This window comes from Novosphingobium aromaticivorans DSM 12444 (assembly GCF_000013325.1).
Classification (GTDB): domain Bacteria; phylum Pseudomonadota; class Alphaproteobacteria; order Sphingomonadales; family Sphingomonadaceae; genus Novosphingobium; species Novosphingobium aromaticivorans.
Genome location: NC_007794.1, coordinates 774,507 through 786,141, shown reverse-complemented (window position 1 = coordinate 786,141; position 11,635 = coordinate 774,507). Strand labels below are relative to the sequence as shown.

Annotated in this window: 10 protein-coding genes; 1 reads left to right on the top strand and 9 read right to left on the bottom strand. The window is 65.3% G+C overall.

The window, feature by feature from the left end; translation table 11 throughout:
* Nucleotides 1–7: 7 nt before the first annotated feature.
* From SARO_RS03705 to SARO_RS03695, 3 genes are all read right to left on the bottom strand, one after another.
* On the bottom strand, nucleotides 8–1,300 hold the full coding sequence (locus SARO_RS03705; protein WP_011444402.1) for a glycoside hydrolase family 130 protein: 1,293 nt from the start codon (nucleotides 1,298–1,300) through the stop codon (nucleotides 8–10).
* On the bottom strand, nucleotides 1,287–3,758 hold the full coding sequence (locus tag SARO_RS03700; protein WP_011444401.1) for a glycosyltransferase family 4 protein: 2,472 nt from the start codon (nucleotides 3,756–3,758) through the stop codon (nucleotides 1,287–1,289). The genes SARO_RS03705 and SARO_RS03700 overlap by 14 nt, the downstream gene beginning before the upstream one ends.
* A gap of 99 nt (nucleotides 3,759–3,857) precedes the next feature.
* Complete coding sequence (locus tag SARO_RS03695) at nucleotides 3,858–4,601, bottom strand: TonB family protein (RefSeq protein WP_011444400.1); 744 nt, start codon at nucleotides 4,599–4,601, stop codon at nucleotides 3,858–3,860.
* 185 nt (nucleotides 4,602–4,786) lie between these two features.
* Between SARO_RS03695 and SARO_RS03690 the strand changes: the two genes are divergently transcribed.
* Nucleotides 4,787–5,176, top strand: a complete 390-nt coding sequence (locus SARO_RS03690) for a response regulator (RefSeq protein WP_049759302.1) — start codon at nucleotides 4,787–4,789, stop codon at nucleotides 5,174–5,176.
* Here SARO_RS03690 and fdhD read toward each other — a convergent pair.
* From fdhD to SARO_RS03660, 6 genes are read right to left on the bottom strand one after another with little or no spacing between them, the layout of a single operon-like run.
* Nucleotides 5,130–5,924 (bottom strand): formate dehydrogenase accessory sulfurtransferase FdhD, encoded by a 795-nt coding sequence (fdhD, locus tag SARO_RS03685; protein WP_011444398.1) that lies wholly within the window; start codon nucleotides 5,922–5,924, stop codon nucleotides 5,130–5,132. The two genes, SARO_RS03690 and fdhD, sit on opposite strands and share 47 nt — an antisense overlap.
* The gene (locus SARO_RS03680) at nucleotides 5,905–6,171 is read right to left on the bottom strand and encodes a formate dehydrogenase subunit delta (RefSeq protein WP_011444397.1); all 267 of its coding nucleotides are present in this window, start codon (nucleotides 6,169–6,171) and stop codon (nucleotides 5,905–5,907) included. The genes fdhD and SARO_RS03680 overlap by 20 nt, the downstream gene beginning before the upstream one ends.
* Complete coding sequence (gene fdhF, locus SARO_RS03675) at nucleotides 6,168–9,026, bottom strand: formate dehydrogenase subunit alpha (protein ID WP_011444396.1); 2,859 nt, start codon at nucleotides 9,024–9,026, stop codon at nucleotides 6,168–6,170. The genes SARO_RS03680 and fdhF overlap by 4 nt, the downstream gene beginning before the upstream one ends.
* Nucleotides 9,016–9,549, bottom strand: a complete 534-nt coding sequence (locus SARO_RS03670) for a molybdenum cofactor guanylyltransferase (RefSeq protein ID WP_011444395.1) — start codon at nucleotides 9,547–9,549, stop codon at nucleotides 9,016–9,018. Before SARO_RS03670 ends, fdhF begins: the two co-directional genes overlap by 11 nt.
* Nucleotides 9,546–11,084: a formate dehydrogenase beta subunit gene (locus SARO_RS03665; protein WP_011444394.1), complete on the bottom strand. Its 1,539-nt coding sequence runs from the start codon at nucleotides 11,082–11,084 to the stop codon at nucleotides 9,546–9,548. The genes SARO_RS03670 and SARO_RS03665 overlap by 4 nt, the downstream gene beginning before the upstream one ends.
* A complete protein-coding gene (locus tag SARO_RS03660) occupies nucleotides 11,081–11,494 on the bottom strand; it encodes an NADH-quinone oxidoreductase subunit E (protein ID WP_011444393.1) in 414 nt (137 codons plus the stop codon). Before SARO_RS03660 ends, SARO_RS03665 begins: the two co-directional genes overlap by 4 nt.
* Nucleotides 11,495–11,635 lie beyond the last annotated feature (141 nt).

Sequence of the window (11,635 nt, the reverse complement as noted above, 5' to 3'; positions counted from 1 at the left end):
CCGGCTTCTAGGGACAATCCACCATCATTGCCAGCAGATCGGCGACCGAAGTGGTAGCGAAACCCACTGCGCTGTCGGAAATGCCATAGGGCACAAGGAGTTGCTCTCCGACCAAAAGCGCACCGCAAGTATAGACCACATTCGGGACGTAACCGAAGCGATCGGCGTCGATCGCGGTAAGGATCGGCTTGGCGGAGCGGGCTATGACGCGCGACGGATCGTCGCGGTCAAGCAGCGCGCAACCCAGGGCATACTTGCGCATGGCCCCCACCCCGTGGGTGAACAGAAGCCAGCCATGCTCGGTCAGGATCGGACTGCCGCAATTGCCGATTTGCACGAACTCCCAAGGGTACTTCGGCTCCATCAGGAGAGTCCCGTCGTCGTCCCAGCAGTCCAGCCGATCCGACCGCAAGAGAAAGAGGTTCTTGCCGTCCTGGCGACCGACCATGCAGAACTGGCCACCTATCTTCTGCGGGAAAAGCGCCATGCCCTTGTTGCGGCCGGCCTTGCCCTTGATCGGTTCAAGTACGAAGCGCCGGAAATCGCGGGTGAGCATCAGTTCCGACCGGATCGAGGCGCCGGAATAGGCCGTATAGGTCCCGACCCATTCATAATTCCCACCGCCGTGATCGAACCGCACAAGACGCAGGTCCTCGAGGCCTCCACGCTGCTGTTCGGTGATCGGGAAGATCACGCTGTTCGAAAGGGTGCTTTCGGCATGGCGGTGAACGGTCACCGGGCAGTCATCGCCAATGCACGCGGCCATGCTGTCATCCGCCTGCATCGCGGTTGCAAAGTGGCTCTGCGGCCAGAGCTCGAACTGCCCGTCGGGCAAGGCGATTCCCTCGCGAAACACGATGGAACTGATATGCCCCTCACCCACTGCCCGCAGGCTCATGACGAAGCGAACCGCCCCCTCCCCCATGCCCGACTGATCCGGATGCTGGACGATGCTTGGATTCATCAGCGCGGCGGCGGCGTAAGTATATTCATGGCAGAAGTATGCGCCGATCAGGCGCTTGCGACGCTCCGACAGCGACGAGCCATCGAAGTCGAGCATGGTCTCGATCTCGGCATAGCGCTCCTCGAACAGTTGCTCAGTCTGCCAATGGCGTTCCTCGAAGTCGTGGAGAACGCGCGTGTATTCCTCGGCCGCCTCGTCCTCGCTAAGCGCGACGACATCCGCCACGAGCTTTGCCGCACGCGCGCCGTGCCCGCCCGGCCCCTGCCAACCAAGGTGGAACGGTCTGAGGACGACCCGCGAAGGGTCGGCGTGAAGTCTTTGATCAAGCACCCGCAAGCTGTTGAGCACCCCTGCTATTGATGCGTTCCGCAATCTTCTCGCTGGTGCGCCCAGCCAGAATTGCACGCCCTTCGGCAGTCCGGCCGGCCACGGCACAGATCGAATAATGCGCCAGCTGGAACGCGAGGATGGACTCCGCACCGCAATTGAGATTCACGCCCTGCGGCGTGACGCCGTCCCGGCATCGCCCGCTCGCGATGTCTGCAAGCACAACCCCGCGATCGTTGCCGCCGAAGAACCAGCGATAGGCCGTTTCGGCATGATGCAGCCAGTTCTCATCGCCCGTCGCCTCGAACGCTGCTGTCGCAGCGTCGATCGCAGCCCATGCTTCCAGAGGTTGCTGGTCGAAGGGCAGGTTCTCGTAAGCCCGGCCGAAGGTTTCGGAGCCCACGGGGCGAAAGTGACCTTGTGCCGACACCTGCTGGCACGAAATGAAGCGCAGGCTGGACAAGCCGCTTTCCAGCCAGTCCTCACGGCCAAGCAACGTCCCCGCCTCGATCAGAGCCTGCGACAGGCGTGGGTTGTCATAGCCCAGCACTGCCTCGAACCACGCCCAGTCGGGCCTGCGCGACGACGCGAGAAGGGCGTGAAGCAGGTTAGCGCCATGCTCCAGACTGGTCCGTGCGGCAGCGTGGTCGGGATTGGCCTTCAAGGCCTGCGCGCAGCCGAGCATGACGAAGGCGACCGTACGGGGCGGCTCCATCGCAGCCACCGGGGCAAGCGCGATGTCGAACCACTGGCTCGCCCATGCCCTCAAGCCCTCGTCCGGTGCGTTGCGCATTGCCCCGCCCAGGGCCCAGACGGTGCGCCCGTTGCTGTCGTCCGAGCCGACGTCCTCGCACCAAGTGCGGTCGAAGTTCATGAAATTGCGGAAGGCCTGCCGGTCGGGATTCCAGGCGTGCTGGATGAACGAGGCATAGATCATGGCCCAGCGCTGGCGCTCGGCAACCGGCACGGCATCGGCAACGCCCATGAGCATCAGGGCGCGGACGTTGTCGTCCAGGCAATAGCCATGTCGGCGGTCGGGCACGGTTCCGATGGAATGCTGCATGATGCCGGTCGCATCGCCCATCGCGGCAACGCCCGCGAAGCCAGGCGTCGCAAGCAGAGGCATGGGACGACACGGCTGCACCGCTACGCTCTCGACCAGATCGCGCGCGCCCCTCGCAAAACAAGGCCAGATCGTCTCTCGGCCCTTTTCCCATGCCCGCCGCTTGACCGCGCGCAGTTCCTGCGGATCGTCTAGCAGCCGGTTGACGGCGGCCGCGATGACATCCGCCTGGCGAGGCTCGACCAGAACGCCGACGCCTTCGGCAAGCAGCTCCCGCGCATGGACATACGGCGTCGAGACCACGGCCTTGCCGAGCGCAACGGCATAGCTCAGCGTGCCTGACGTCGACTGCTGCATGTTGGGGTAAGGCGTGAGGTAGATGTCGCAGGCCTCGAGCTGGTCGAGCAGCTCTTCGGTATCAAGGAAGCGATTATCCCACTGCACATTCGCCGCAACGCCCAGCCGTTCGGCAAGTTCCATGAGGCCTTCGCGATAACGCTCGCCGTCGCGAGCGACAAGGTTGGGATGCGTCGCGCCGACGATGCGATAGACCACGTCGGGGTGGTTCTCGGCAATTGCGGGAAGCGCCTCGATGACGGTTTCGAGCCCCTTGCCCGGACCGAGAAGGCCGAACGTCATCATCACGCGACGCCCTTCCAGCCCGAACTGACGCTTGTGCTCCTCCTCACGGCCAAACGGGCGGTCCGGCGCGCCATGCGCGATGACGGCAATACGGTCGGCGTCAACGCGATAGATCTGCCGAAGCAGCTTCCGGGAATGATCGGACATGACCATCACGCCGGATGCGCGACGTAGCAGGTGTTCCAGCACCGCCCGCTGCTTGTCCGAGGGTTCTGCCAGAACGGTGTGCAGCGTCACGATCAGCGGTGCAGCTATGCGGTCGACAAGTTCGAGTACCATTTCCCCGGCCTCGCCGCCGAAGATGCCGTACTCGTGCTGCAGCCAGACCGCATCCACCGCATCCTCGTTGATCCGCCGCGCAGCGGCGCGATAGTCCTCGGGGCGGTCCGACCTGATGATGCCTCGCACGCCTTCGTAGACATGAACCGCGAGCGGATCGTCCACCACATGAAGATCCACCGCCACGTCGGGATGGTGGGCGCCGAGTTGTTCGTAGATGTCGGTCGTGAAGGTCGCGATCCCGCATTTGCGGGGACGGAAGCCGCCGATCAGGGCAATGCGGCGACACACCGCGGCGTCGGCGCGACGCAGGAACGAAAGAACCGAACCGGGAGGCACGGCGTCGGCATGTCGATAGGTCGTGCTGCTGGATTTCATGGCTTTGTGGTGTTCCGAATGCTGAGCAGGTCGGCCGGTGCCGGAACCTGTACGATCAATGAACAAACGCACGTCCGGCGATAGGGTTGCACCGCGCCGCAGCATTCCGTCCCGAGTCGCGCCACCATTCGTCTCAAAGGCCGGCAGAAGGCCTGACAGGAGATCAGTTCTTCTTGACCCACAGTGACTTGCCGCACCGCAACATCACGGTGCGAACCATCTCTGCTCCCACCCATAGGTGGAGACGATCGGATTGCCGGAAGCGTCAGTCGCGGGACGGAAACGGAAGCGCTCCCTGGCAAGCCGGCAGGTCACGGCATCGGCTTCTGGCACGCCACTCGGACGATAGATCCGGCAGTCGGAAACCCGTCCATCGGCGGCCACGGTCAGCAGGATGACCACCCGTTTGCCAATGCGCTCCTCCTGGCTGCCGACCGGATAGTCGCGGGTCGAGCGGATATCGCCGGCGATCTTCTCTGCCTTGCGGGCGAGCCCGCCTCCCGAACCGGTACCGCTGAGGCCACTTCCGGTACCCTGGCCCTCACCTCCGCCACCCGTGCCAGCGCCCTTGTCGGACGAACCGGAGGCATTGTCCCTGCCGGTCGACGCCACCGGCGGCGCCAGCTCCTTGCGCGATGGGACACGTGCCTTGGCGATCACCGGCCGAGCCACTGCCTTGCGCCCCTCCTCGCCCGAGGCGCCCGCCGGCTCCGGAGCGGTCGGGCTTGGCGAAGGCTGCGGCTTCTCGAGCGGTACGTCAAAGGTTTGGGTGACGAACCGGTCCTTGACCTCGGGGAGGAGCGCGGGAACGCCGCCAAAGCCGAGCACGACCACCCACAGAACGCCCAGATGAAGGGCCAGGGCAAGGCCCGTGGCCACGAAACGGTCGCGGGAGAATGCCTGCTGGTTGGCACGGAGCGCCGTATCGTCCGAATCATGCGTCGTCATCGCCGTCATGAACCTCTGCGCGCGGGGAAAGCTGCTGCCACCGTGCCCCAAAACGCGACGAACTGCACCCCGCCTGCGACCATGGCGTGGTGGACAGGGTTCGAATGCTGTATTCTGCGGACCGATGCGGCAATCCGGTTCCCGTCGCCCTTCCGGGCGCACCAACGCCGCGCAAAGGACTGATAATGCGTGTCCTTCTGGTCGAGGACGAGCCCTTGCTCGCCATGCTTCTTGAGGAAAATCTCGTCGACCTCGGTCACGAACCCGTGGGTGCTGCGGCAACCGTCGCGCAGGCAATGGCGCTGATCAAGGAGATCGACGTCGACTGCGCCCTGCTCGACTATTCACTGGGTGGTGCCGACACTTCGGTGCCGGTGGCACGGCACCTCATCCACGCCGGCGTGCCATTCTGCTATCTGAGCGGGCACTCATCGCTGGACGACCAGGTCGACGCGCCACGAGCCCCCATGCTGGCAAAGCCCGTCAATACTTCTGCCCTCGTCCAGGCGCTTGAAAACATGGACCGCCTCAGGCTTCGAGCAAACTGTCGCTCCGGGCAAGGCTTGCAAGCCTGAGACCATGCGACCGCGCCTGCTCGACCGCCAGCGTCGAAGCCGCAGAGATGGTCACCAGCAGCGGACACCCCGCCACCACAGCCTTCTGGACCAGCTCGAAACTGCATCGTGCGGTCAGCAGGATGAAGTGATCTTCAATCGCCAGCCCACGTCGGGCCGCTGCTCCCAGCAACTTGTCGAAGGCATTGTGCCGGCCCACGTCCTCGCGAACGAGCACGATTTGGCCATCGGTGGCGCACAGCGCGGCCGCGTGGGCCGCTCTCGTCTCGCGACCGAGTATCTGGTGCCCGCCAAGCGCTTCCACGGCCCGGAACATCGCCTCAGGCGCGACATCAAGCTCCGCCGCGATCCTCGGTAGCGGACGCATGACCTGCTCCAGGCTCTCGATGCCACACAGTCCGCAGCTCCCTTCCGACAGGCGCAGGCGTGCACGTTCCAGCAAGGGCCCGGCGCCGGACGCGGAAAGCTGGATCCTCAGCATCCAGCCCCCCGCATCCACACTGCTTGCGTCTGCCGAGAGAAACTCCTCGGGCGAGGCGATCAACTGTTCCGAAAGGCAGAAGCCGAGCGCGTAATCCTCGAGGTCGACTGGCGTCGCCATCATCACCGCATAGCCTATCCCGTTTATCTCGACGGCTACGGGCGCCTCCTCGATCAGGGCGCGCTCTATCGCCCGGGGTTCCGCACCATCGGCGAAATGTTCGCGCAGGACGAAGGGGCGTGCGCCGTCAACCGGCATCGGAACCATGGACTTCCGGATCGGTCGCCCTGGTCTGCGGCGCGGGAATACGACCGTCGGCCACCCGCGCCATCGCTTCTGCAGCCACCGAATCGAGGCCCGCGCTGCCCTGCGCGATGAGCTGGTCGATCATTCTGGGCGTCCAGAACGCGATGATGTGATCGGCAACCGCCGCCACCGGCTTGTCATCGTGGACGAGGTTCCGCGCGATCTGGTTGGCCATGTAGGCAAGCTTTTCGACCGTATGCGCACTCATTCGGCGGGCTCCATCGCGCCCTCGTGGCCCGCGATGCGGCGCGAACGGGCTGCTTGCGCCTCGTAGTCCTCCTGCCAGTCGCTCGGCCCGTTGCTGGGCGTGACCTGCACTGCGGTCACCTTGTATTCCGGGCAATTGGTGGCCCAGTCGGAATAGTCGGTCGTCACGACATTGGCCTGCGTCGCAGGGTGGTGGAACGTCGTATAGACCACACCGGGTGCCACGCGGTCGGTCACCAGCGCACGCAAGGTCGTCTCGCCCGAGCGGCTGGCAAGGCGCACCCAGTCACCGGTTTTCACGCCACGGTTCTCGGCATCGGTCGGGTGCATTTCCAGCACGTCCTCGGGATGCCACACCGTGTTCGCGGTGCGCCGGGTCTGCGCTCCGACGTTGTACTGCGACAGGATGCGCCCCGTGGTCAGCAACAACGGGAAGCGCGGGCCGGTGCGTTCATCGGTCGGCACGTAGTCGGTGACCACGAACTTGCCGCGCCCGCGCACGAAGCCGTCGATGTGCATGATCGGACTGCCATCGGGCGCCTTGTCATTGACGGGCCATTGCAGGGAGCCTTCGGCATCGAGCCGCTTGTAGTTCACGCCCGCGAAAGTGGGCGTCAGCCGTGCGATCTCGTCCATGATCTCGGACGGGTGGGTATAGTTCCAGTCAAGCCCAATCGCGCGGGCCAGCTCCTGCGTCACCTGCCAGTCTTCATACCCGTTCAACGGCTCCATCACCTTGCGCACCGGCTGGATACGGCGCTCCGCGTTCGTGAACGTGCCGTTCTTTTCGAGGAAGGTGGAGCCCGGCAGGAAGACGTGCGCGTAGTTGGCGGTCTCGTTCAGGAACAAGTCGTGGACGATCACGCATTCCATCGCGGCAAGGCCGGCCGCGACGTGGCGGGTGTCGGGGTCAGACTGGAGAATGTCCTCGCCCTGGATGTAGATCGCCTTGAAGACCCCGTCGGTCGCCGCATCGAGCATGTTGGGGATGCGCAGGCCCGGTTCGGGGTCGATCGGCACGCCCCATTCTGCCTCGAACAGGGCGCGCGTCTCGGCGTCCGAGACATGGCGATAGCCCGAAAGCTCGTGCGGGAACGACCCCATGTCACAGGCGCCCTGCACGTTGTTCTGACCGCGCAACGGGTTCACGCCCACGCCGCGCCGACCGATGTTGCCGGTCGCCATGGCCAGGTTGGCGATGGCCATGACGGTCGAGGAACCCTGACTGTGCTCGGTCACGCCCAGCCCATAGTAGATCGCACCGTTGCCGCCGGTCGCATAAAGCCGCGCCGCGCCACGAATGGCGTCGGCGCCTACACCGATCACCGGCGAAAGGAACTCGGGGCTGTTGCGTGCCGCCGAGACGAACTCGGCCCAATGCTGGTATTCGTCCCAGTCGCAACGCTCGCGGATGAAGGCCTCGTCGGCAAGTCCCTCGGTCACGATAACGTGGGCCATCGCGGTCAGCACGGCGACATTGGTGCCCGGGCGCAGCGGCAGGTGGAAGTCCGCCTCGACATGCGGCGAACGCACCAGATCGGTCCGGCGCGGATCGATCACGATCAGCTTCGCACCCTGGCGCAGCCGCCGCTTCATGCGGCTGGCGAAGACCGGATGCCCGTCGGTCGGGTTCGCGCCGATCACAAGGATCACGTCGGTGTCCTCGACGCTGTCGAAGTCCTGCGTCCCCGCAGATGTGCCGAAGGTCGTCTTCAGGCCATAGCCGGTGGGCGAATGGCAAACGCGCGCGCAGGTATCGACGTTGTTGGTGCCGAAACCGGCGCGGATCAGCTTCTGGACGAGGAACGTCTCCTCGTTGGTGCAGCGGCTCGACGTTATCCCGCCCAGGGCGTTGCGCCCGTAGGTCTCGCGGATGCGGTTGATCTCGCGCGCGGTATGGGAAAGCGCCTCTTCCCACGAAACTTCGCGCCAGGGCTGGTCGATGGACTCGCGGATCATCGGCGAAAGCACGCGCTCCTGGTGCTGGGCATAGCCCCAGGCGAAACGACCCTTGACGCAGGAATGCCCGCGATTGGCCTTGCCGTCCTTCCACGGCACCATGCGCACGAGCTGCTCACCGCGCATCTCGGCGCGGAAAGTGCAGCCCACGCCGCAATAGGCGCAAGTCGTGACCACCGCGCGCTCGGGCTTCCCGATTTCCTTGACCGCCTTTTCCTGCAACGTGGCAGTCGGGCAAGCCTGGACGCAGGCGCCGCAGCTTACACATTCGGACGAGAGATAGTCGTCCGAACCAAGCCCTGCCGAGACCTTCGATGCAAAGCCGCGCCCGTCGATCGTCAGCGCGAATGTCCCCTGCACCTCGTCGCAGGCGCGCACGCAGCGCGAACACACGATGCACTTGGAAGGGTCGAAGTCGAAATACGGGTTGGAGGTGTCGGTCGCGGCGCCAAGGTGGTTCTCGCCCTCATAGCCGAAGCGCACGTCGCGCAAGCCCACCGCTGCCGCCTGGTCCTGCAGTTCGCAATCGTTGTTGGCGCTGCAGGTCAGGCAGTCGAGCGGGTGGTCGGAGATGTACAGCTCCATCACCCCGCGCCGCAGCTTTTCGAGGCGCGGGGTCTGGGTGTGGACCTTCATGCCCGATGCCACCGGCGTGGTGCAGCTTGCCGGCGTCCCGCGCATCCCGTCGATCTCGACCAGGCAAAGGCGGCACGAGCCGAATTGCTTGAGATTGTCCGTCGCGCAGAGCTTGGGGATCGAGCCCCCGGTCAGCGCCGCCGCGCGCATGACCGTCGTGCCCGCCGGGACAGTGACCTCGCGTCCGTCAATGAAGCAGGTGACCTCGGTCTCGCTGCGAACTTCCGGTGTGCCGAAATCGGCCTGGCGTTCATAACCCATGGGATCGCTCCTCGGCGGCACTGAGGTCCGCCGGTGTATTGATATTAGCAGGTAATTGCTTGAGTCGCACCGGACGCGCGCCCAGCGTCTCGGCGAAGGCCCGCATCGAATGCCGCCCCTCGCCTTCGAGCAACGCATCGAGCGTGGTCGAGGCATTGGCAGGCCACAGGCCGATGACCGGCTGGTCCTCGCAATAGCAGGGCGCGGGGCCGAGCTGTTCCAGCAGGTCGTCCCCCAGTCCGACGCTGTCGACCGCACAGGTCAGCACAGCCTCATACCCCGCATCGGCCGCATGATGGAGCGCCGCGGCAATGCCACCAAGCGGCCCCATGTCGGCGCGCGGCCAGTCCGGCAGTGTCCGCGCGGGTGCGGTCTCCCGGCCGACGACGACCACCGCATCGCACTGCGTCTCCAGCGCTTCCACGGCCCGCGCCAGCAACGTGCGCCCACCCAGCTCCGCCAGCGCCTTGTCGCTGCCGAAGCGGGTGGACCGCCCACCGGCAAGGACGGCACCAAGGATCACTCGGCGGCTTCCTTGCCCGGAGCGGCGCCAAAATCCTCGGGAAAGTTCCTGAGCGCGGACAGCACCGGATAGGGCGTGAACCCTCCGAGCGCGCAAAGCGAACCGAACTTCATCGTCTCGCACAAATCTTCGAGCAGGGTGATCTCGTCGGCGAGCGAGCGTTCGGCCTTGCGGGCATTGTGCATCTGCGGCAGCGCCTCGACCCGGTCGGGGCGGCGGCCGGAGCGGGCGCGGATCCGGTCGATCAGCTCGACGCCGCGCGTCGATCCGATGCGGCAGGGCGTGCATTTCCCGCACGATTCCGCCGCGCAGAATTCCATCGCGAAGCGCGCCTGCGCGCTCATGTCGGCGGTGTCGTCAAATACCGTGATGCCGGCATGGCCGATCAAGCCGTCGGCCGCCGCGAAAGCTTCGTAGTCGAACGGCAGGTGGAAGTCCGATGGCGGATGGTAGGCGCCCAGGGGACCGCCGACCTGGACCGCCCGGACAGGCCGCCCCGAAGCCGTCCCGCCCCCGATCTCGTTCACCAGTTCGCCCAGCGTGATCCCGAAGCCCACCTCGAACAAACCGCCGTGCCTGACGTTGCCGGCAAGCTGGATCGGCATCGTGCCCCGAGAGCGACCTAAACCGACATTGGCGTACTCTTGGGCGCCCTGGGCGAGGATGAACGGCACCGCCGCGAGCGTGAGAACGTTGTTGACGACGGTCGGCTTGCCGAACAGTCCCTCAAGCGCCGGAAGCGGCGGCTTGGCCCGCACTTCGCCGCGCTTGCCCTCCAGCGAATTGAGCAGCGAAGTCTCCTCGCCGCAGACATAGGCCCCAGCGCCGACCCGCACCTCGACTTCGAAAGGGGCGACCAGTGCAGCGCTCAGTCTTACCGCTTTTTCCATCTTTTCAATGGCATGCGGATATTCGCTGCGGATGTAGACATAGCTCTTGCCCGCACCCACCGCGAAGCCGGCGATCGCCATGCCCTCGATCAGCATGAAGGGATCGCCTTCCATCACCATGCGGTCGGCGAAGGTCGCGCTGTCGCCTTCGTCGGCGTTGCAGACGATGTATTTCGTTCCGCCAGAGGCATTTGCAACCGTGGTCCACTTGATCCCCGCCGGAAACCCCGCGCCCCCGCGCCCGCGAAGGCCGGATTCGGTGACCTGCGCGATCGTCGAGACCGGGCCGATTTCCCGCGCCCTGGCAAGACCTTGCCACCCGCCGCTGGCGGCATAGTCGTCAAGGCTCAGCGGCCGGGTCCGGCCCGCCCGCACAAAAGTGAAGCGCTGCTGGCGCGCAATGAAGGGGTGATCCTCGATCCGGCCCACCGCCTTCTCCGAGGTTCCAGCGAGCACCGCCGCCACGTCCGCCGGTTCGAGCGGACCGAAACCCTGGCCGTCGATTTCGGCCAGAGGCTCCAGCCAATGCATCCCCCAGGAAGAGACACGCTCCACCGTGCAGCCCGCGGCGACAAAGGCTTGCGCGACTTCGTCGGCCCCGCAGGCGAGCGCCAGCGCATCATCGGAAATTCGGACAACAGTCATGCCAGCGACTCCACCAGCGCGCCCAGCTTTGACGCATCCAGCCGCGCGTGGACCTTGCCCTCCGCCATCGCGTTCGGCCCCACCGAGCACAGCCCGAGACAGTAGACGGCCTCAATCTTGACGTGGGGATTGTCTGGCAATTGCGCGGCCAGCGCTTCGACGCCACGCGCCTGGCAGGCTTCGGCGCGGCAGAGCTTGAGCACGGCGCGCGGCTCGGGCGACTGCCTGAAATCATGGTAGAAGCTGACCACGCCGAACACATCCGCGCGACTCAGGTTCAGCGCGGACGCAACCGCGCGGATCGCATCTTCCGATACGTGCCCGAACGCCGCCTGCACATCGTGCAGGATCGGCAGCAATGCGCCTTGGCGGCCTGCGTGGGACGCGATGATCTGTTCCAACCTCTCCATTGGCGCAGGATACTCCCAAGCGGTTTTGTAAGCAACACATACAAATGGGAGATGTTTCACTCCTGCCACCGTGTGTGAACCAGTCTGCCCGAGAGTGCCAGCAGGTGCGACTGCAACATTGCATCCCGCCCCCGCAACGCA